We start from the raw sequence: 24,024 nt of genomic DNA on the forward strand, positions 1-24,024 counted from the left end.
TAAAATTACTTATCACGACGACGAACGATGTACTTATCAGTACGCTTATTCTTGCGGGTCTTATAGCCCTTACATAAGGTACCCCAAGGAGATCTTGGCTGAATACCCTTGTTACGGCCTTCACCACCACCATGTGGATGGTCGATTGGGTTCATAGACATACCGCGAACAGTAGGACGAACGCCTAACCAACGCTTAGCACCGGCCTTACCTAACTGACGAAGCATGTGTTCTGAATTACCTACTTCACCGATGGTAGCACGACCGTCTGCTAATACGCGACGCATTTCACCAGAACGCATACGTAAGGTTACATAGTCACCTTCACGAGCGAGGATCTGGCAGAAAGCACCGGCTGAACGTGCAAACTGAGCACCCTTACCAGGATAAAATTCAACTGAGTGAACGTTAGTACCAACTGGAATGTTGCGTAATGGAAGAGTATTACCAACCTTGATAGATGCATGAACACCTGATTCAACAACATCACCAGCCTTTAAGCCCTTAGGAGCTAAAATGTAGCTGCGAACACCGTCTGCATAGCAGATGAGTGCAATGTGTGAACTGCGGTTTGGATCGTATTCAATACGTTCAACCTTAGCAGGGATACCATCCTTAACGCGCTTGAAATCGATAATACGATAACGCTGCTTATGACCACCACCGATATGACGGGTAGTAATACGACCGTAGTTGTTACGACCGCCGGTCTTACGCTTTTCTTCAACTAAACCAGCAAATGGAGCGCCCTTGTAAAGGTCAGGAGTCACAATCTTAACAACGTGACGGCGACCTGGAGATGTTGGTTTGCAATTTACAATTGCCATTTTATCTTACTCCTATTCAGCCTGACTACCTAAAAAATCGACAGTCTGACCAGGCATTAAGGTTACATAAGCCTTCTTCCAGTCCTGACGACGACCTAAACGCTGACCAGTGCGCTTTACCTTACCCTGGTAGTTAATAGTGTTAACAGCCTTAACCTTCACACCCAGAACTTTTTCAAAAGCCTGTTTGATTTCTGGCTTAGTGGCATCACTTACAACAGCAACAGTTACAACATTGTTGTTCTGTGCAATAGTATTGGTCTTTTCAGTTACCAATGGGCTCTTAATGATATTATAAAGACGAGAACTAATCATTATGCTAATAACTCCTCAATCTTCTTAACTGCAGCAGAAGTTACTAATACCTTGTCGTGAGAGATAAGGCTTACTGGGTTGAAACCAGCACCCTGTACGCTGCAAACGTCTACCTTGTAGAGGTTACGAGCAGACAGAGCTAACTTTTCTTCAAAATCTGGAGTTACGATTAATACATCCTTGAGAGATAATTCGTTAAGCTTGCTAACGAGAGCCTTGGTCTTGATTTCTTCAACAGCGAAATCTTCAACTACAACTAAACGATCCTGACGAACTAATTCACTGAGGATGCTGCGAATAGCAACACGGTACATCTTGCGATTTACCTTCTGTTCCCAGTTCTGTGGCTGTGCTGCAAAAACCTTAGCACCGCCTCTCCATAATGGAGAACGGATTGAACCAGCACGTGCTCTACCAGTACCCTTCTGACGGAATGGCTTCTTACCGCCGCCTGATACTTCTGAGCGGGTTAACTGAGCCTTTGAACCCTGACGAGCAAAGTTCATGTAAGCTACTACAACCTGATGAACAAGCGCTTCGTTGTATTCACGACCGAAGGTTGTTTCAGAAACCTGAAGTGGGCTTGAGCCTACCATCTTTAATTCCATGATTATCCCCTCGCTTACGCTTTAACACTTGGCTTAACAACAACAGTACCGTTGATAGCACCTGGAACAGCACCCTTAACTAAAAGAGCATTACGTTCAGCATCAACACGTACAACCTCAAGAGCCTGAACGGTAACCTTAACATTACCTAAGTGACCGCACATACGCTTGCCCTTGAATACACGACCAGGAGTCTGATTCTGACCGGTTGAACCAGGAACACGGTGAGAACGTGAATTACCGTGAGTCATATCCTGAGTACGGAAATTCCAGCGCTTAACTGAACCTGCGAAACCTTTACCCTTAGAGGTACCGGTTACGTCAACCTTCTTAACTTCGTTGAATAATTCAACCTTAACTTCTGAACCTACAGAATAGTTAGCAATATCAGCGTCGTCGATACGGAATTCCCATAAACCGCGACCGGCTTCAACACCAGCCTTGGCAAAATGACCGGCTTCAGGCTTAGTCAGACGGCTAGCCTTCTTAGAACCGGTGGTTACCTGAATAGCAGTATAGCCATCGGTATCCTTGGTTTTGATCTGAGTTACGCGATTTGCTTCAACTTCAATAACAGTCACAGGAATTGACTTACCATCTTGTTCGAAGATGCGGGTCATACCAACCTTGCGACCAATTACGCCAATTGACATTATTTATCCCCTCATTAACCCAAGCTAATCTGAACATCAACACCTGCAGCCAAGTCAAGACGCATTAAAGCATCAACAGTCTTGTCAGTGTGTTCAACGATATCCACAAGACGCTTGTGGGTGCGAATTTCGTACTGATCACGCGCATCTTTGTTTACGTGTGGAGAAATCAGTACAGTAAAACGTTCCTTACGAGTAGGAAGTGGAATTGGACCACGCACCTGTGCACCAGAACGCTTTGCAGTTTCAACAATTTCCGCAGTTGACTTGTCGATTAATCTATGATCGAAAGCCTTTAAGCGAATACGAATTCTTTGGTTTGGCATATTACCAGAGCTCCAAATGGAAAAAGAACAAAAAAGACAAATCCGCCGTCTCGCCACGTTTTTTATCACAGGCAAGAGGAGATAGTCCAAACTAAATAAATCCCTAAAAATCTTAGGGTGTAAATGCTTAAGAGCATTGCTCGTAAAAGAGCTATGTAATTATAGTTAATTTATACATAAATGCAAGAAAAATGTGATCTTTTTTGCTTTTCGTAAAATAAACCCCGAATGAAACCATCCGGGGTTTATGAATTTATGTAAGAAACTTCCTGTCTGCCTTTATCTTCCGGCAAGTTCACCCTTCATGTAATCAACTGCGGATCTAATCTGATCAAGTGAAACACCGCCCTTTGCACAGCGCTTCTTAAGAATTGATTCAATGGTAAGAATAGGATAAACGTCGTCGGAGATTCTTTCATTAAACTGCTGGAATTCAGCAACTGAAAGATCTTCCAGAGGCTTTCCCTGCTTGATTGCATAGACAACAGCCTCACCTACGATATGGTGAGCTTCGCGGAACGGAATTCCCTTGGATACAAGATAGTCCGCCAACTCAGTTGCATTAGAATATCCGCCCTTTGCAGCAGCAAGGGTTCTTTCCTTATTAACCTTAATATCCTCAAATACCAGACATGCCATGTCGAGACAGTCATGCCATGTGTCGAGAGCATCAAAGAGACCTTCCTTATCTTCCTGCATATCCTTGTTGTATGCCAGTGGAAGTCCTTTAAGGGTTGTCAGCATTCCCATCAGTGAACCGATTACGCGACCACTCTTGCCTCTGATAAGTTCGCATGCGTCAGGGTTCTTTTTCTGAGGCATGAGGGATGAACCGCTTGTCACTCTGTCGGACAGTTCAAGGAAACCAGACTCTCCGCTGTTGTAGAAAATGATATCCTCAGCCATTCTTGCCAGATGAACCATGGAGATGGATGAACAGCTAAGAAGCTCAAGTACATGGTCTCTGTCTGATACGCTGTCAAGGCTGTTACGGGTGGCTCTGGTAAATCCAAGATCTTTTGCAAGAGCTTCACGATCTATCGGGTAAGCGGTACCGGCAAGAGCTGCACTCCCAAGTGGGCAGGTATTCAGAAGTTCGAGACAGTTTTTAAGTCTTCTGTAGTCTCTGTCGAACATTTCAACATAAGCCATTGCCCAGTGGCCAAATGTTACAGGCTGAGCTCTCTGAAGATGCGTGTACCCCGGAATAACGGTGTCAACATTCTTGTCCGCAAAATCAACAAGTGTTTTTTCAAGTCCGGTAATAGAGTTCAGAAGTATCGCTACCTGAGCTCTGCACCACAACTTAAGATCGGTAGCCACCTGGTCATTTCTGCTGCGACCGGTATGCAGTTTCTTACCAAGGTCACCAACCTTTTCAATCAGACGTGCTTCAACATATGAGTGAATGTCTTCATACCCTGCATGGGCAATGGAATGAGGATCCTTTTCAACATCTGCCAGCAGTTCGTTCAACGCCTTAAGCAGTCTCTCCAGTTCTTCAGATGAAATAATTCCAACTGAAGCAATGGCTTTAGCCCAACCGATAGAACCTTCAATATCTTCCTTTGCCATACGGTAATCGAAGATTAAAGAATCATTAAAAGATTTAAATCTAGCATCCGCTTCCTGTGTAAAGCGACCACCCCAAAGAGCCATAATTATCTACCTCACTTAATTTTTCAGCCATTATATATTATTTAAGCGTCATTTCACAAAATAAAACAGCATATTTACACGGTCCTGCGAATTATCGTCTTTACCTGAAATCCGTATTAAACGCAAAAGAGGTGCATCCGTTAAGGATACACCTCTTTAATCTATTTGCCGGTAATCAGCTGTTTTTCAAACAGATGACAGCTTAATTACTTCTTGTTAGCTGCATTGATTGCACGAATGCGGGCAGGTAATGAATAGAGCTTAATAAAGCCTTCTGCATCAGCCTGGTTATACACTTCGTCTTCACCGAAGGTACAGAAATCAACGTTGAAGAGACTGTGATCTGATTTCTTCTGGATTGCAGTTACAGAACCCTTATAAAGCTTAAGAACTACTTCACCGCTGCAAACTTCGGCGATGTTGTTAGCTGAAGCAAGAATAGCATCACAGAGCGGAGTAAACCAACGGCCATCGTATACGAGCTGTGCAAAATCTTCGCTGAGCTTGTTCTTGAATGATCTTAAGGTCTTGTCGAGAACGAGTTCATCGATAGCACGCAGAGCTGCGAGCATAACTGTTCCGCCTGGGGTTTCATAGCAACCGCGTGACTTCATGCCAACCAGTCTGTTTTCGGTAATGTCAACACGACCTACACCGTGACGGGCAGCGATATCATTAAGGGTTGCGAGGCAGTTATATGCTGACATTTCCTTACCGTTAACAGCAACGATTTCGCCCTTTTCAATCTTAACTGATACTTCTTCAGGAGTATTAGGAGCATCTTCAGGCTTGGTAGTCCAGGTCCATACAGCATCGGTAGCCTTGTTCCAGGTATCTTCCAGTTCACCACCTTCGGTAGAAATGTGCCATGCGTTTGCATCACGGCTGTAAATCTTCTTTAAGGTAGCCTTGCAAGGGATGTTGCGAACGCTTAAGTAGTTTAAGAGTTCTTCACGTGAACGCATCTTCCAGATACGCCATGGAGCAATAACCTTGAGCTGAGGAGCGAGAGCTGCAACGGCACTTTCAAAGCGAACCTGGTCATTACCCTTACCGGTACAACCGTGAGCAATAGCATCAGCGCCTTCAGCAAGAGCTACTTCAACAAGAGCCTTTGCAATTACAGGACGAGCCATTGAAGTACCTAAAAGGTAGGTACCTTCATAAACGGCACCGGTCTTTAAGGTTGGATATACGTAATCTTTTACGAATTCTTCCTTTAAGTCCTTAACAATGCACTTTGATGCGCCTGAAGCCTTAGCCTTGTCTTCAACACCTTCAAGATCGTCGGCACCCTGGCCAACGTCGGCAACAAAGCAAATAACTTCACAATTATCGTAGTTTTCCTTTAACCAAGGTACGATAGCAGAGGTGTCAAGACCACCTGAATAGGCTAAAACTACTTTTTTAACAGCCATTTTATTTCTACTCCTGATTTAATAAAGTACTTAAAACTGCCATATGAGCGTGCATACGATTTTCACCCTCATCATAAATAAGCGAGCTTGGGCCATCCATAACTTCGGATGTAATTTCATATTCTCTGTGGGCAGGCTGGCAATGTAAAACATGTTTAATACCGGTCTTATCCAGCAGCTGCTGATTAATCTGGTAAGGCATGAATCTGGCCTTTACCTTATCCAGAGGAGTATCATCTCCCATTGAAACCCAAGTATCGGTATATGCTACATCAAAACCGACAATATCTTCAACACTGTCAGTAACCTTCAGCTTTGCACCGGTATGTTTTGCCACCTCACAGGCTGCTTCGTAAACCTGAACGTCAGGCCCACTGCCCTTAGGACATACACAGGTAACATCAGTACCAAGCTTGGCACCGGCAATAAGCAGTGAATTGGTAACATTGTTACCGTCGCCGAGGTATGCAAGTTTAACCTTGGAAAGATCACTGTAATGTTCTCTTATTGTTTGGAAATCCGCAAAAGCCTGACACGGATGGTATAAATCACAGAGAGCGTTGACAACTGGAACGCTGCCATACTTCACAAGTTCCTGAAGAGTACTGTGCAGGAAAACACGGGCAACAATACCGTTAACCCAACGGGACATGTTACAGGCGTAATCCTTTACAGATTCCCTGTGGCCGAATTCGCCGTTCTTCTGATCAAGATAAATACTGTGACCGCCCAATCTGTACATACCGGCTTCAAAAGTAACCCTGGTACGGAGGGATGGTTTTTCAAACAGTGTAACCACAGTCTTGCCTGCAAGATTTGATGAATACTTGGCAGGATTTTCCTTCATATCCTTTGCCAATTCAAGAATCTGAAGGTATTCATCAGAACTGAACTCGAATCCAGTTAATAAATGACGCATAATATCTCCTAAATGTTATTCCGGGAGCACTCTGGTACCGATGGCTTCACCGCTTAACAATGCGTTAATCTTATCAGGATAACGCCAGCTTGCAACGCTTAAAGGCTTGTTTAACGCCTTAGCGGCCTTAAGAGCGGCCTTAACCTTTACTTCCATGCCGCCGGTAATCGTACCGTCAGCAATCAGGTCAGCCGCATGCTTTTCAGTCATGGTGGTAATCAGATTACCGTTCTTGTCAAGAATACCGTCCACATCGGACAGAAGTGCCAAATCAGCCTTTAATGAGATTGCCAGGGCTACAGCCGCCTGATCAGCGTTGACATTCATAAGCTTACCGTCATCGGTAATGCCTATGGAACTGATTGTAGGCATATACCCTGCTTCCAGCAGAACTTCCAGAAGCTTAGGTGAACCTACGGTAGCGCTGCCGACAGCACCTAATTCATCATTAAGCTGAGTTACCTTGGTGATTGAACCGTCTGTTAAACAAAGACCTACGGCATCAACACCCATAGACTTAGCTTTGGCAAGCATCAGCTTGTTCGCAGTACCTGCCAAAGCACCTGTAATATATGGAATCTGGTCAAATGGAGTCACGCGAAGACCATTCTTCTTTTCTGACTTCATGCCAAGTCCCTTTAGTAAATCATCAACAAGACAGCCACCGCCGTGTACAAGAACGATTGGTCTCCTGTGATCCTTTAAATATGAGGTCAGACCTTCATATAAAGCTGTTAAAGCCTCATCATTCTCAATCAACGCACCGCCGAGTTTGATAATTAAAACATTATCCAGCATAGTCACCCCCGAATTATAATAAACCAGCAGTAGGTTCAAAACCAAAACGGATATTTATGCACTGCATTGTATGAGCTGCGGCACCTTTCTGTAAGTTGTCAATTGCTGAACATACAACAAGAGTGTTGCCCTCTCTCTGATAGTGGATATCACAGAATGGAGTAAATTCCACATCTTTAACGGCAGGCCAGTGGTCAACTATACGTACAATGTTCTGACCGGCATACTTTTCCTTATATGCCTTTTCAATCATTTCATCGGTAACGCCGTCTTTAAGCTGAACGTAAATGGTAGCCAGAATACCTCTCTTGAAATTACCGAGATGAGGCTGGAACAAAACTTTCTGGCCAAGATGATGACTGATTTCTGGGCGGTGTCTGTGCTTGAATACGCCGTATGCATTTAAACTTACTTCACAGAAGCTGTTTGTTAATGAAGCCTTTCTGCCTGAACCGGTAACACCTGATACGGCATTGATGATAGGCATGGTACCTTCAGCAATAAGACCATTGGCGGCAAGAGGCTTCAGAGCTGACAGGGAAGCTGTAGGATAGCATCCGGCAACTGCAACAAGATTGGTCTTCTTAATTTCTTCTGCATTCCATTCGGCAAGACCATAAACAGCCTGTTCAAGGTACTTAAGGTTCTCATGTTCAAAACCGTAGTATTCAGGATAGAAAGCAGGATCGTTCACACGATAGGCTCCGGAGAGATCAAAAACCTTACAACCGGCGTCAACAAGCTCAGGAGCAAGTCTCATACTTACTACGTGGGCTGTAGCCAGACATACTATGTCACACTTCTTTACATCGTTTAAAGCTTCTGCGGTCAAAGGCTGAAGCGGTAAATCAACATATGAGTGGAGGCGAGGATACAAACTGCTTAAGAGCTTACCGGCGTCAGCACTGCCTTCAGATACATATAAACCGCCAATCTGAAGATTTGGATGTTTAGCAACAATTAAAGATAAGTCAGCACCGGCATAACCGCTGGCACCAATGATAGCTACATTAAGCATTCTGTTATATTCCTTAATTCTGTATAAAAAATTTTTACCTTATATGGTAACAAAATAATTTATTGTAAAAGAGAGGCACCATACAAAGACCGCCTGCTCGAATTATGTACTGTCGCAATTTTAAGCAGAAACAATACAGCTTTCATATTATTACATATTTATGCAGTTTTTGTGCATAAATATTTAAAAAATCTTAGAATTTTTACCAAGTCTACACTTTTTAAAATAAACTTTTAAAAAATAATATAGAAAAATCGAAACTGTTTTACATACAGTAACGTTTAACTATGCTGAGAAGTATATCCTGAGCAGGAGCTATCTCATCCATATCGAGATATTCGTTCGGCTGATGAGCCATGTCTATACTGCCGGGCCCCAGAACCACTGTTTCGCTGATATTCTGGTAGTAAGTTGCTTCAGTAGCATAATTTACAGCCACAGCATTCTTTCCGGTAACCTCTTCCAGATATTTAACCGTCTCATCAGATATTTTTCCTCCAAAAGGTTCAGTAGGTTCATATGGAACAAAAAGTTCAATATTCTGGGGGTATTTGTTCAGGACAGGCTGAAGTACCTCACGGGTAAGTTTCATCATTTCCTCAACTCCATGTCCCGGAATAGGTCTGATGTCAAACAGTAATTCACAGTTCTCACAAATTCTGTTTGGGGCATCGCCACCTGAAATTTTTCCTATATTACTTGTCGGATAAGGAATCTGAAACAGCTCTTCGTGGTATCTCTCTTTAAGTTCTTTTTCAAGATTCAGAAGACCGCCAACTACTTCATGCATTATCTTTATAGCATTGGTGCCGGCATCAGGATTTGAACTGTGTCCTCCTTTTCCCTTTACTCTAACCCCCTGCACCACATGACCTTTATGCATAATAACTGGTACCATGGAAGTAGGTTCACCTATGATCATTAGATCAGGTTTATCAGAGAACTGTTCCTGAAGAGAAATAGCCCCCCCCATATTTGTTTCCTCATCACCGGTCGCAATAACGTAAAGAGTTTTTTTAAGAGCTGATAATTCAATGTTTTCTATTACATTGTAAACAAATGCAAAAAAGCCCTTCATATCAATAACTCCCAACCCATAGAGCCTGTTATCTCTCTCTGTCAGCTCAAAAGGATTACTGAGCCATTTTCCCTCATCACATGGAACAGTGTCTGTATGACCGCACAGAGCAAGTCCACCGGCTCCGCTCCCGATTTTCGCTATCAGGTTATATTTGTTTCTGGAATTCTTTACAGGAAGCTTTTTGGTCACAAACCCCTTATCAGTAAGATAATCATTCAGAAAATCTATCACCTCTTCATTGGAAATATCCTGCTCCGGTATCTCGGAGCTGATGGAATTAATGGAAATCAGTTTTCTGTAAAAGTCAATGAAATCAGCAGCCATAATTATTCCCGTACCTGGTTGAGTCTGAATATGAGAAGGATTTTAAATTATCCGATGTCAGATTATGACACGTTCAAATATATGTTTTTTTTTCAAATAATACAACAAAAAAAGGACCCACTTTCGTGAGTCCTTTAAAAAGGTATTAGCTAATTATTATTGAATTAGCGCTTAACTTCAAGAAGAATTAAGCTGCCGGTTCCAGAGAGAGATACAGAACCGCCACTGACAGTACCTGTAGCTCCACTGTAGCCATCCATAACTTCAGTTCCATCTTCGAAGCAGTCACCCACGTTAACAGATGACGCTGAACCAACATGAATTACAACAGCATTGCTGATGTTTTCAGATGAGTTGTCATACTTACGACAGAGTGAACCATCGCCAGTTTCAGTCTGCTTACCGGCACCTACAGCTGGGTTACGGAATCTGAACTGACCAACCTTCTGCCAGTGAGCAAGAGTTTCATTTGATGAGAAACTGGTGCTGATTGAATCAACGTTGGCAGCCCATTCAGCCTGGTTACTGATGTCTGAAGGGAAGTTCATATCAGAACGGGTACCATGTTCTTTATCGTTGCCTGAACCGCCGTTATCATTTGGACGGGCAGTTTCGTCACCGTAGTAAACCTGAACACCGCCTGGTAAGAGTACAAGACCTGTACCAAGAGCCTTCATGTCACCCGGACGGCAAAGCTGGGTATCATGTGATGATACGTATGACAGAGCGTTCAGAGCTGGAGCACTGGTTCCGTTATTAAACTTGCCGGCATATGATGACCAGGTACTTGCATCTGGTGTTGAACATCCTAAGCTGAAGTTAATCATGGAGTTAAATCCGCCTGTACTGCCATAACCTGAGCCGTCAGAAGGATCAGTACCGAAGTTCCAGTGTTCACCAGTCATCCAGAAATCGTCAGTCCATGATGCGGCTGGATCATCACCGTTTGCGTGATTTGCTCTCCACTTAGCCAAAGCTTCATTAGAGTACTTCTTGAGTTTACCCCATGTTGCCTTTTCAACGTGCTTTGCAGTATCACAACGGAAACCGTCAATACCGAATTCTTCAACCCATGATGCTAACCAGTGAGCTTCAAAATCAGCTACAGACATATTGCCTGCACGATAAGCCTTAGCAGCAGGAATGTCGTGGGCAGCATCTGCAGTTTGCCACTTGTTAACCAGGAAAGTTGGCAGATTTACGGAAGAACCGTTTGGTTCGTTCTTGAAATCTGGCAGGTATGATGTACAGGTGGTTAAATCGTCTGAACCGCAACCGCCGTATGCACCGAATCTTAACCAGTTTGCACCCCACCAGCTGTCCCACCTGCTGTCAGCAGCTTCACTGATTGGCTTATTATGGTAAGACTCACCACTACCTGGAGTCCATTCTTCACAGGCGTTCTTGCCATCTGAACGAACACCAAAGCCGAAGTCACACATATCCTTCAGTGTGGCGTAACCGGAGTGATTCATTACCACGTCCATAACTACACGGATACCACGCTTGTGAGCTTCTGTTACAAATTCTCTGAATTCATCAACAGTACCCATGTTAGCATCCAAGGAGGTAAAGTCTAAGGCATAGTAACCGTGATATGCATAGTGCTGGAAATTACCATTCTTGCCACCGCCGGTCCAGCCGTGAGACTGTTCATATGCAGCAGTAAGCCAAATAGCATTCATACCCAGAGACTTGATGTAATCAAGATTTTTAGTCAGCCCCTTGATATCACCGCCATGGAATGTTGCTGTAGGATGACCTGAAGCATCTGGATTTTTTCTTCCATATGAGTTATCGTTTGAAGTGTTACCGTTCGCAAAACGGTCAGTAACAACGAAGTAAATCAGAGCATTATTCCATGTAAAATCAACACCTGTTACTGGAGATGGGGTTACCCACTTACTCTTTTGAATGGTGTAGGTTGAAGAAGCATCACCGTAAGTTACAGTCAGAGTAGCCTTCTTTGGATCTTCACCAGCTTCAGTATCAGGAGCAGTTACGTTGGCTCCCACACGGATTATTTCACCATTGGTAAATTCCTGTTCAGAACCGTCAATAGTGTAAGTACCCTTGGTTTCCTTACCGACTCCCTTACCATAAATCATTAAGGCAACATCTTTGTATGCTGATGAAGCTTCACCGTCTTTTTCAACGATCTTAATGATTGAACCGTCTGCCTGTTTCTTATTATCAACAGTTACGTAAGTTTCTGTCTTAACCTCAGCCGGGGTCATACCGCATTCATCAGCAGTCTTAAACTTCTTGGCTGAGAAATCAAAGCAAGGCTTATCCTGTGTATAGGTTACGCCAGGCTGATTCTGACCAGGATACTGGTTAGAACCGTTATTTGAGAAGATGGCAGAAGCTGTTGACACATTTTCTGACGGAGTGTATGAATAGAAGCTTTCAGTACAGCCGTCAATCTTGGTCATTGCAGCACCAGGCCACGAACCACCAGAGTAGTTGGTTTCTGAATCCTTGTACAGCCAGACGTAAGGAGATGTAAAGCCGTCATACTTAAGGATGATGGAATTAGCCGGAGCCTTGCAGTTTGATTCAGTGTATACACTAACATCTGCAAATTCACCTGTTGAAGTACTCCATTCTGACGGATTAGGGCATTCATCCCCCTGACATGCAGGAATGGTCACAGTATAAGTTTCTGAACCTGTACGATATCCCTTGGCACTGTCCGCAGTAACCTTAAGTGTAAAGGTCTGTTCCTTGGCACTCTTGTTTACGGTAAATGACTTGGTAGTATCGTTGTATTCAGAGGTAACCTTTGAACCTACAGATGGTTCCCAGGTATACTTGACACCTTTATAGCCGGTTGCAACAGTTGCAGTTACGGTTACAGACTTGCCGTTATCCTTGGTTGAACCGTTGAGACTAACTTCAATGGCAGAGGTATCAATCTGACACTGCGGATCAGGTTCACAAACCTCCTTTTCAACATCAGTACATGTTTCTTGACCGGTACCGGTTGACTGAAGCTTACCTACGGATGCCAGAGGAACGGTTATAATATCCAGATCTTCCTTTTCATGAGAAGTGGAATCTTCAACAGAATATGGTTCAGATGCTGCATCAACCATTACCGGATCCCAAGGCAGACAATCCATTGGAGACTGGCCCATTGTGGTGAACCACATTACCTTGACACCATGGCTGGTCATCCATGCTGAATCAACGCCTATGCTTGCCAGAGGAATCGTAACCTGATACATACGACCTGCAGCATTCTCGTTTGAAGTTGGCATCAGGTCAGTATAAAGGGAGGCATCCTTGTACTGGTCAGCGGCACCGCCGTAATTATTGGCAATACCCCAGTAATTCTTTGATACAGGCTGTTGATAAACAACACGTTCAATACCAGCGGCATCAAAACCGATTAAATAGCCACCTTCTTCGTCATAAGAGAACAGGCCTTCTGAATTAGTAAGGAAAAGCCCCGGCTTGTTAACGGTAGGAAGACGAGGGTGGAACATAAGTAAAGTGTCCAGACCATCTTTAATATTCCAGAATGTTAACTTATTATTCCAAGGATTACCGCCTTCATCCATCAGACCTACACCAGCCTTTCTCTTGCCGGTATTAATTGCAATACCGTTAGGAAGGAACTGGTAAGAAGAGGCATCGAAATCACTTCCTGTTTCAGCATTCTGAAGATTTGGGAATTCCACCATCAGATAAAGATTTGTGTCATCCCATGCTGCGTGAAGACTGTAAACATCAGTTGGATATTCATGGTAGCCACGATAAGCGCGAGGGTCATCGTTTGCGGCACTTACAGCTATTAAAGTGTCATCCCCCCAGTCTGACGCTCCTGAGATAGTCTTATTGGCACCTACGTTACCGTTAGGATTTGTTGCATGATACGCATCTGAAACAGCTCCTTCAGTAGTACCACCGCCACCGGTACATACTGTTTCGGTCTTGGTGGTGCACACTTCCTCGCATGAAGTATCTGCATCACCCTTACAGTACGGATCGGAATCCGTACACTGTTCATCGTGGACATCAATTAACACCAGTCCTGAAGTTGATGATGGTGAAGAAGCCTTACCGTCAGATACAGTTAAAACAACTGTATATGTTCCGTTGGATGCATAAGTGTGAACAGGATTCTTTTCTGTTGAAGTGCTACCGTCACCGAAATTCCATGAATATGAAAGAGGATCATTGTCTTCATCAGTTGAACTATTGGCAAATTTAGCCTGATACTTTGATACGCTTACCGCAAACTTTGCAACCGGTTCGTGATTACCCATATCTACCTTCACGGTTGAAGTAAACGGCTGAGAGTCACCGTGACCGTCGTTAACGATGAGGGTTACATTATAATCACCGTTTGCTTCCGGGTAAGTGTGAACAGGATTTTTTTCAGTTGAGGTTGTGCCGTCACCGAAATTCCACTTGTAGGTCAGAGTGTCATTATCCGCATCACTTGATTTGTCGGTGAAAGTTACCACATTCTTTTCTGCAGAAGCGTTAAACGATGCTACAGGAAGGGTATTTGGCATTGTAACGTTAACTGTTATAATTTTTGGTTCGGAATTATCCTTACCGTCATTTGCAATTAAGGTTACGTTATATGAACCTTTTGCGGCATAGGTATGCTTCGGATTAACCTCAGTTGAAGGAGCACTGCCGTCGCCGAAATCCCAAACGTAGGTAAGTGAATCACTATCTGCGTCAGTTGATTTATTGGCAAATGATACAACGTTATAATTAGCATTTACGTTAAAATCAGCAACCGGCTTATGATTGGTAACAATGGAATGTACATCTAATTCACGGGAATAACTTACGGTATGGTTATGGTCGTCTGAAACGGTAAGGTTAACAGTGTACTTACCGTCAGCAGCATACTGGTGTGACGGTGAAGTTTCTGTTGAAACAGGGGTATTGTCACCAAAATCCCAGCTGTAAGTCAGACTGTCTCCGTCGGGATCCTCAGACTTATTGGTAAATATCACGGTTCTGTCACTCTTGATTTCAGAGAGGAACAGTGCAACCGGAGGATCATTCTTTACAATTGATACCGTAACATTCTGAGTCAGCTGAGTGATGTTGCCGTTGTCGGCGATGTTTACAACTACCTTATACGTACCTGACTTCGTGTAGGTATGAACAGGATTAATTTCATCTGATTTTCCACCGTCACCGAAGAGCCACTTTACAATGGCTTCATCGGAAACACCGGTCAGAGAGAATCTAACCGTACCGTCAGCAGATGAATTTACATTTAATTCAGGATTAAAATCAGGGGCAGGAGGAATCGGTGATTGTTCCAGTGCAGGAAGACCGAGCAGGGAAACCGCCTGAAGCAGGGCTGTTCTGTCATTACCGTTTTCGGCGAGCTTGTTCTTGATTTTCTGGAGAATGCCGTTCAGCTGATTGGATACTGTTCCATACTGCTGAGAAACAAGATCTTCCGCAAGCTTACCATAGCCTACGATTAACAGAACGTCTGAAAGGGTCTTTGTATCAGGATCCAGACTGTTAAAGGCTGTATCATAACCATAATCTGATGTGACGGCTCCGGTCCCGATAATGGAAGCGAGATCAGATGAACCGGCCACGTAGCCTGAATTTGAGCTCTTTGAATATGCAAGATTGGTTAAAGGATTGAGGTTAATTCTGTCTGATGCTGAAGATGCCTGAACGTTACTATCCAAAACATCAGCCGGAATTCTCATCTTTGACAATGAATTAACAGCAACAATGTTTATGCCGGATAAATTATCAGATTCCTTGTACTTTAACTTGGCAGAACCGCTAACACCTTTTACGCTCACAGGAGATTCTTCCGCATCACATGAATCGTTTCTGTTCATATCGAAACAAATCTGGGTAATGACATCGGAAGCATCGGCTACTCCGTCAGCGAGTGCTGCTGATGCAGAGGAATAGCTGCTGTAATTCACATACTTATACAGAGTAACATCCCCAGTGTCACCGTTATTGCTACCGCCACCGCCGCCACAGGCAGTAACTGACAATGCAGAAGCAATAGCCAAAGATAAACTTGTTAGTTTCATTGTCTTCAATCCTAATTAATTACTAATTTAGTGTGATAAATATAAATAAATTTAAACTATGTTTAACAAAAGATTAACATTTCAAATTTATTGTAATTTCAGATTTTAATACATCATAAAAACGATTTCAAACCAATTATGACGTTATTCAACATTTATATTTTTTTTCAAATACAGATCACAATTATTTAATTTTCTCTAAAAAATATTGTTACTTATAAATAAAAAAGGTTCGTACATATGTACGAACCTTTTTTTATTTATAAAACAGTCTCACGTTATTTGTTATTTAAGAAACTGACTGTTCTTAACCACCTTGCCTCCAGTGTATCCCTTAACAAGAACTCTCATAGAAGCTCCCGGTATATTTCCAAGATTTACGGAACCCCCGGATACCGTGTAACTAACGCCGGTTACCAGATCCTGATAAACACCGTCCGTTGCACCGCTTACCGTTACATTCGCCCCGCCGGTTCCCGGGATGGCCACAATCGCAACATCATTTCCGTATATTCTTTCAAACACCAGAGGTTCACCGTTTAGAACCTTAAGCTTACCTCTTCTTAAGGCTATGGATGCCTTTCTCATTGCATTGAGATCTGTAATATGCGGAATTATTGCATCACCGTTATCCAGACTGTCACCGAGATAAAGTCGACCGGTATCCTTGACAAGATCGTTAGAACTGGTCAGATCAGGTGGCAGACCAACTCGGGCACCTGTTTCATCACCTGCGTACATAACTGGAATACCGCGTACGGTCCACAGCACATTATAGGCGAGCGCAGAATTACTTCTGTCTGAACAGCAGTGCTGAGCTCCGCTTCCTGACCAGGTATTGTCAGGTGTAAGGTCATGATTCTGGAAGAATGTAACAAGTTTGGTAGGGTCAGCGTACCAGCTGTCAAATCTGTTAAAGACATCTGCCAGACCACCGACACTACCCTTGGTCACGTTATCTCTGAATGTACTCATCAGCGAGAAGTCAAGTACTGAAACGCCTGAATCACCGGACTTATCAGATTCATCGGTAGATGTTCTGGTATAGTACCAAGGAAGCAGCTGATAAGGAGTGTTATCACCAAATCCCTTAATCAGAGCCTCACCATATACAAACAGTCCCGGCTTATACTTCTGCCACTTTGAAGTCATTGCAACCACGTCTTCTCTAGGCATGTGCTTCAGAGTATCAATACGTACGGCGTCAATACCCATATCGAGATAGAGTCTCATCATGGCATTCATGTAATTCTTAACATTGTCTGATTCCGTTGTCAGATCCACACAGTCACCGGCCATGCTGCGCTGCTGAACCTCTTCAACTGACTCCCAGTTATTGGTATAGGCTTCATGATACCACTTTGAAGGAAGCTCCTGATCCGTTGCCGGGCTCCAGTAGTATCCGTTCTTTGTACCGTCATTCTGACTGAATGATGTTCCATCGACAGCCATGTCTACTGTTTTACCGTGCTTAGTAAAGTGAACGGTAAACTTTGTCTGAGCCTCGGCATCTCCGGCACATACCCTGCGATGCCATGCCGGAGCTACAGGGTTGTCATTATCGCAACGGTTATATGACTTATAATCGCCGATATTCTTGGTATAGACACCGCCAATATTTACGCCGTCCTTGCCATACTTTGCATCAACAAAATACTTGGTAGGGATCTTGTCGATATAGGTCTGACCGCGTATACCGTAGTTACTTGAATGATTCAGTACAACGTCCTGAACAACCTTGATTCCCTTGGCATGAGCCGCCTTTATAAAATCAAAATATGTAGCTCCCGGACTTTCAAGTCTTAAATCAGGCTGGAACCAGTCATAGGCATGATAACCGTGATAGTCAAGTCCTGAACGGTTTTCCACAGGAGGAGTAATCCAGATGGCCGTAAAACCCATGGACTTAATATAATCAAGCTTTTCAATCAGTCCCTTGAAATCACCTCTCCAACACGGATCATCGATATCAAAACGATCGCGGCAATAGTAGTTATTGCTTTCGTCACCGTCATAGTAACGTGCTGTCACCACAAAGTATATGGTTTCATCACGGAAATCCGTTGCAGGTGCCGGTGTAGGATCCTTTGACTTGATAAACCAGAAGAAATGCTGTTCCTGCTTCATACCGTTAGCCCCTACAACAAGAGCACGGAGTCTGTAGGCTGTCCCAAGTTTATCTTCAGACGTATCCTTAAGTTCAATTGCACCAGTATACTTGGTTGATGCAGTGGTCGGTTCAGTATTATCAAGAGTATAGTAAATGGTAGCCTCGGTACTGTTTCCGTCAGCATCTTCAGTGCCAAGTGTTAAAGTCTGATCAGTATGATAGCTTCCAGGGTTAAGACTTGGTACAACATACGGAGCCGCATCAACATTTGAAATGCCGTCAGCTGATGACCTTAAGGCCGCCCCGCTGGTAACGTTCCAAGGGATATTGTTACTGAGAACGTCAGGATCAGGCTCAACCGGAGGATAAACTTCTCCGCCTCCGCTGACGACTAATGAAGCTCCGGACAGAACACAGCTGTCAATAACGGTCCATTTACCGTCATAGCATCCTGCAACCGGAGCTCCGTTAAGATCACCGGTCAGTTTGTTACCGCCTTTCAGGAAAATAACATTAACTGTTGTGGCATTAATGGCCGATGTATCAAAGAACGACCAGTTAGGATCCTCTGAGGCAACGGACATTGAAGACCCCGGCCATTCACCGGCCAGAGGCGTACTGCCGTTCCAAATATAAATCCCGTCAGCATCACCCTTATAGTAAATACCCCTCTTCTCAGGAGCAACGCTTGTGCCCTGCACCAGTTCAAAGGTATATGACTTCTGAACACTCTTGCCTTCACTTGTCACGGTAAGTGTTACGGTCTTTTCTCCCCCGGTTTTATAGGTTACTGTCGGATTCTTGCTGGTAGAAGTCATACCATCGCCAAAATCCCATGCATAGGTAGCCTGAACGGAGGTCTTCAGGGTGGAGAAGGCGCTCAATGAACCGGTTAGCCCGTTGAAGCTGTATGTGAAATCTACTTCAAAATCTCCGCTGTCGCCTACAACTACGGTCTTGGTAGCCGGAATACTCTGTTCCTTCCCATCTGAAGCAACAAGCTTAACGGTATAACTTCCGTCATTTGAGTAAACATGGGTACCGCCGGCCTTATCAGATGATGTCCCGTCACCGAAGTCCCATGCAAATGTTAGGGTATCACCGTCTTCATCAGTTGATCCTTCTGAAGAATAAGTTAAGGTTTTGCCCTGCAGACCGGATGTGATCTTTGCAACCGGAGCATGATTAACAACCGCTTTCACAAGCTTTGTTGCTGCCGTGCTGTTTTCTTTTCCATCAGAAACGACAAGAGTTACGGTATATTCCCCCGCTTCTGCATATGTGTGGGTTCCGCTTGCGGTATTTGATTTTGTACCGTCACCAAAATCCCAGGCATATGAGGTTATGGCATCACCGTCAGGGTCTGTGGATTCTGACTTATAAGTAAGGGTTAACCCTGATATTGATGAAGAAATAACTGCTACAGGAGGATTATTTGGAGAAACGGTTATCGGAACGATTTTGTTTGACTTACCCGTATCTTTTCCGTCGCTGACAACAAGCACTACCTCATACTGTTTGGTTTCAGAAGGATAAGTATGTACAGGATTTTCTGACGTATCAGAGATACCGTCACCAAAATCCCACTCATAGGTAAGATTGTCACCGTCTTTATCGCTTGACTCATTTCTGAATGATACGGTTACTCCGTCATCAGCAACGACATAATCGAATTTTGATTCCGGTGCGTGATTATCCACACCAATGTCAACATCCTTGGTATCAGTCGCAAGAACCTTTCCATGTTCATCGAGCAGACTGAGAACAACGGCATACTTACCTTCATTATCATAGGTATGAACTATTTCAGCCCCGGTTTCAGTCTTTCCGTCACCCATGTTCCAACTATATGAATATTTACCGGAAACACCTGATGAAGATGCCTTCATTGACAAGGTAAGACCATTTGTTTCCTGTTCAGCAATGCTGACTGTCACAGGAATCGGAGCCTCAACCTTCACGTCAAATGACTGCGTGGTAGTGTGCTTGCCGTCGTTACAGTACAGAATTACAGGATAGGTTCCTGACTTAGTATAGGTCCAGCTGATGCTTGAACCTTCAATCTTCTGATTTACTTCACCATCCGTAATATCCCATACAGGATTCTTACCGTCGGTTTCAAATGTCACGGTCAAACCCTGCACTGAGAAACTATAGTTAGGGAGAACAACCGGTTCAGCTGATACCTTGACGGTCTGGACATATGGTTCAGACTGATTTCCGTCACTGTCGGTAATTATCAGGGAGACACTATACTCACCTGCTTCGGCATATGTATGAGTCGGATTCTGTTCCGTGGAAGTAACATTGTCACCGAAGTTCCACAGATAGGAAACTGCACCGCCGGTGGAAGTATTTGCAAAAGATACCTTAAGATAATTTACTTCGGTGATACTGAAGTTAGCTTTAAGCTCTTCACCGCACATGGCTGATGTTGTCTTAAAATGAACTGTTTCGGATACCGTGGTGACATTATCCGAAACTGAGACCTTCGCCGAATGATCACCGATGCTGTTAAACACATGCTCTACATTCTTCTGTTTCTCTACTGCACCGTCATCAAATTCCCACTTGTACGACAGCGTATCATTGTCTTCATCTGTCGCAGAGGCGGTAAACATGACTGTTCTGCATGAGACTTCCTGTGCCCTGGCATTTGTAATTATCGGAGAATGATTGTCATCGACATTCTCAAGAAGGTGTTTAAAGTCACCGTATTTTGCGTAAGAGCCTGCACCCCCTTCCACTGACACACCCTTATTCATGGCGGCCTGAATGTCTGCAACAGCGTTGCGCACGTTATCAATCACAGAAGAACTGTTCAGGCTGTGATTCATGTTAGAAAGAGATACAACAAAAGCAGAGACTGCACTGTCAGCCTTAATTGATGAATCAAAAACGGAAGCGTTCGTTCCGAGATGACCGGCAAGAACTGACTTTGCAGTTTCAATATCCAGGGACTGATTTCTGGAATATCTGTAGAGCTGCTGAGTCAGCGGATTAACAAAAACGGAAACACTGCTGCCTGAAGATCCATCCTTTACGGAAGTGAGAAGATTCTCACTGGTAACGTTGGTAAAGGATTTCTTATTGTTAACAACAGCCAGAAGATTTGTTCCTGAACTAATCTGTTCTTTAGTCAGTGACTGAACTGCAGCACCGCTGCTGTCAGTTGATTTCAGCTGTTCATCAATTGAAACGGTACATAGTTCATCCCCATTACTGTCAAGACAGACGGTTATGTTTGGGACGGGAGCGCCATATTCATCCTGAACAATAAGTTTAACATTAACATCAGTTTTAGGAGCAGGAGAACTATCGGATCCACCGCCACCGCCACCACAGGCAGATACACCTACGGAAAGCATAATGGCTGTAGCCAATCTACTGTATTTGCAGTTCATTTTTAAACACCTTATTTATCATGAAAAAGTTTTCATGAAATTTTAGCATTAAAAATGACCAAAAAATAATTTTTATATCACAAAATTAACACTGTATTAACAATGTACCTACTCTAATTTTTGACACACTCCCAAATTATGCAAATATAAGAATAAAAAAAATCGTCTTCAATCACGGTTGTGAAATTGAAGACGATTACTGAACAGATCTTTATCTGTTATGAGATGCGATCTCATAATTTCATTAATTCGACCGCATCCTAACAGACTGAACTACTTTAAGGTACAGTCTAAAACATCCTCGTCATCTGCATTTACCTTAACTGTGACAGGTGTACTTGAAAGCTCACCGTCAGAAACAGTCAGTGTAACGGTATATTCTCCTGCAGTCGCATAAGTATGGGTACCGCTTACCTTTTTTGATGATGAATTGTCACCAAAATCCCAAGAGTATGACAAAGTGTCACCGTCCTCATCACTTGACTGACTTGCATCAAAAGTAAGTACCATTCCCACGACTGAAGCAGCCGGCACCGCTACCGGTTTGTGATTTACAGGAGGATTGTAAACCACATCAACGGTGTGAGACACTGTATGAGAATCCTTGACGTCGTTTGCCATTAATTTAACGGTGTAACTTGCGGTCTTATTAGGATAGGTGTGACGTGGAGATGGCTCGGTGGAAGCGGCACTTCCGTCACCAAAATCCCAAGTATAAGTCATGACATCATTATCAGCATCACTGGAAGTATTAGTGAAATCCACTATTACTCCGTTAACAGCATAGGTAAACTCTGCAACAGGAGGTGTATTCACCTGAATCTGAATATCCTTTGTCCCGGTTGCAACAACCTTGCTATCCTTATCCAGAAGCTGTACGGTTATGGTGTATGAACCGTTCGCCGCATATTTATGGGTTACGTTAGCACCGGTAAGAACAGTGCCGTCTCCCATATCCCATTTTATTGTTGAGGCTGACGGAGCATTTTCTACACTGGCACTCATTGAAACGTTGTAACCGTTAACGGCAGGTTCGCCCAATTTTATAACAGGCTGATTAGGGGCTTTAACTTCTACTTCAAAAGTCTTTGAACTGTTGCCGTACACAAGCGTTACCTGATACTTACCGCCGGCTTCATAAGTCTTGGTTACGTTATTTCCCTCGAGACTTGTACCATCATGGAATACCCAAACAGGATTATCAACGTTTGAAACACTAAAGGTTACTGAAAGACCGTTTACGGTAGGGGTTATAGCCGGATCTATAATTTGACTCTTTGTAACCTCAACAGGGTAAGTATAAGTCTCAGAAACATTACCATCAGAATCAGTTACGGTAAGACTTACATTGTAAGTTCCTGCCTCTGCATACTGATGAACAGGATTCTGAGCGGTAGATGTACTGCCGTCACCGAAATCCCACTGATACTTAACAATGTTACCTGTTGAAACATTACTGAAAGTCACAACAAGTGAATCAGCTTCTGAGGTAAAGGTAAAGAGAGCCTTCAGATCCTCACCGCACATTTCGGAATTAACATCTACGGAGAGCTCCTTTGTAACAGGATCCTTGCCGTCTGTAACTGTAAGAACAGCCTTATGGGTTCCGTTTGAGGCAAAGGCAAAACTCACACTTGAACCAGCTACTGACTCATTATTGTCAAATTTCCATGAATATGTAAGCTTATCTCCGTCAGCATCGGTGGCTGCAGCAGTAAACAGGTAATTTCTGCATGAAACCAGAACCTTATCCGCCTTGGTGATCACTGGAGCATTGTTGGAAGGATTGACAATAAGATGATCGAAATCCACGTATTCTTTGTATGAAGCCACAATTGCATCAGATGACATACCGGCGTTCATGGCGTCAGAGACCTTGCTTGCCGCACCTGTTACCACGCTGACAACCGAAGGATTTCCCAGGCTGTCATTATTGGCATCCAGACTCCTGACGATCACGTCAAGCGGACTGTTCTTTACAGGAGATGCGTTAAAGCTGTTTGCATTAACACCTATTATATTAGCCAGTCTGCTGGCTGCAGTTGCACGTGACATGCCGTTTGCCTTTGCATACTTTGTCAGCTGACTGCTTATAGGATTAAGGTAAATGGTTCCCAGTTTTACTCCATCCTTGATTCCGCCGGTCAAAATATCGGTATAAACGGTTCCATCTCTTAAAACGGCAATCATATTATTTAATGATTTCATATTCTCTTCGGAAAGAGTAAGAATCGTAACACCATTGCTGTCAGTGGTTTTAATTTCAACGTCTTCATCAGTACACTGTGCATCGCCGTTGATGTCAAGACACACGGTTACGCTGCTTAATCCTTCAGCATCAATATTCTGAACAACGGAAGTTATGCTGTATGTAACTTTTTCCGGAGCTGGGTTGTCTCCGCCACCGCCGCCGCCACACGCGGTTACACCCAGACCTAACATCATGGCTGATAATAATCTTGTATATTTAAACTTCATTTCTCTAAACCTACTTTTTTGATTCCGGGGGTTTCCCCC

General features: G+C 43.6%; 14 protein-coding genes. All 14 read right to left on the reverse strand.

From position 1 onward, the window contains the following. Positions 1–5 precede the first annotated feature (5 nt). Positions 6–827 (reverse strand): 50S ribosomal protein L2, encoded by an 822-nt coding sequence (gene rplB / locus QZU58_RS01010; protein WP_294493973.1) that lies wholly within the window; start codon positions 825–827, stop codon positions 6–8. Positions 828–839: 12 nt separating this feature from the next. After that, positions 840–1,142, reverse strand: a complete 303-nt coding sequence (rplW, locus tag QZU58_RS01015) for a 50S ribosomal protein L23 (RefSeq protein ID WP_363174803.1) — start codon at positions 1,140–1,142, stop codon at positions 840–842. After that, the gene (gene rplD, locus QZU58_RS01020) at positions 1,142–1,750 is read right to left on the reverse strand and encodes a 50S ribosomal protein L4 (protein WP_294493976.1); all 609 of its coding nucleotides are present in this window, start codon (positions 1,748–1,750) and stop codon (positions 1,142–1,144) included. The genes rplW and rplD overlap by 1 nt, the downstream gene beginning before the upstream one ends. Before the next feature lie 14 nt (positions 1,751–1,764). Beyond that, on the reverse strand, positions 1,765–2,403 hold the full coding sequence (rplC, locus tag QZU58_RS01025; protein WP_294493979.1) for a 50S ribosomal protein L3: 639 nt from the start codon (positions 2,401–2,403) through the stop codon (positions 1,765–1,767). A 14-nt stretch (positions 2,404–2,417) separates the two neighbouring features. After that, on the reverse strand, positions 2,418–2,729 hold the full coding sequence (gene rpsJ / locus QZU58_RS01030) for a 30S ribosomal protein S10 (RefSeq protein ID WP_031578249.1): 312 nt from the start codon (positions 2,727–2,729) through the stop codon (positions 2,418–2,420). Between the two features lie 279 nt (positions 2,730–3,008). Beyond that, entirely contained in the window at positions 3,009–4,388 is a 1,380-nt protein-coding gene (gene argH, locus QZU58_RS01035; RefSeq protein ID WP_294493983.1) for an argininosuccinate lyase, read from the reverse strand. A gap of 206 nt (positions 4,389–4,594) precedes the next feature. Then, a complete protein-coding gene (locus QZU58_RS01040; RefSeq protein WP_294493987.1) occupies positions 4,595–5,806 on the reverse strand; it encodes an argininosuccinate synthase in 1,212 nt (403 codons plus the stop codon). A gap of 7 nt (positions 5,807–5,813) precedes the next feature. Further along, entirely contained in the window at positions 5,814–6,725 is a 912-nt protein-coding gene (locus QZU58_RS01045) for an ornithine carbamoyltransferase (protein WP_294493990.1), read from the reverse strand. Between the two features lie 15 nt (positions 6,726–6,740). Beyond that, the gene (gene argB / locus QZU58_RS01050) at positions 6,741–7,523 is read right to left on the reverse strand and encodes an acetylglutamate kinase (protein WP_294493992.1); all 783 of its coding nucleotides are present in this window, start codon (positions 7,521–7,523) and stop codon (positions 6,741–6,743) included. A gap of 13 nt (positions 7,524–7,536) precedes the next feature. Continuing rightward, positions 7,537–8,541: an N-acetyl-gamma-glutamyl-phosphate reductase gene (gene argC, locus QZU58_RS01055; RefSeq protein WP_294493995.1), complete on the reverse strand. Its 1,005-nt coding sequence runs from the start codon at positions 8,539–8,541 to the stop codon at positions 7,537–7,539. Positions 8,542–8,806: 265 nt separating this feature from the next. Further along, positions 8,807–9,946, reverse strand: coding sequence for an acetylornithine deacetylase (gene argE, locus QZU58_RS01060; protein WP_294493998.1), 1,140 nt, complete (start codon positions 9,944–9,946; stop codon positions 8,807–8,809). A 164-nt stretch (positions 9,947–10,110) separates the two neighbouring features. Further along, entirely contained in the window at positions 10,111–15,993 is a 5,883-nt protein-coding gene (locus QZU58_RS01065) for a PKD domain-containing protein (RefSeq protein WP_294494001.1), read from the reverse strand. Between the two features lie 285 nt (positions 15,994–16,278). Further along, the gene (locus QZU58_RS01070) at positions 16,279–21,507 is read right to left on the reverse strand and encodes a PKD domain-containing protein (protein ID WP_294494003.1); all 5,229 of its coding nucleotides are present in this window, start codon (positions 21,505–21,507) and stop codon (positions 16,279–16,281) included. A 273-nt stretch (positions 21,508–21,780) separates the two neighbouring features. Beyond that, the gene (locus QZU58_RS01075; RefSeq protein WP_294494007.1) at positions 21,781–23,985 is read right to left on the reverse strand and encodes a PKD domain-containing protein; all 2,205 of its coding nucleotides are present in this window, start codon (positions 23,983–23,985) and stop codon (positions 21,781–21,783) included. Positions 23,986–24,024 lie beyond the last annotated feature (39 nt).

It is taken from the genome of uncultured Ruminobacter sp. (assembly GCA_902764345.1).
GTDB lineage: Bacteria > Pseudomonadota > Gammaproteobacteria > Enterobacterales > Succinivibrionaceae > Ruminobacter.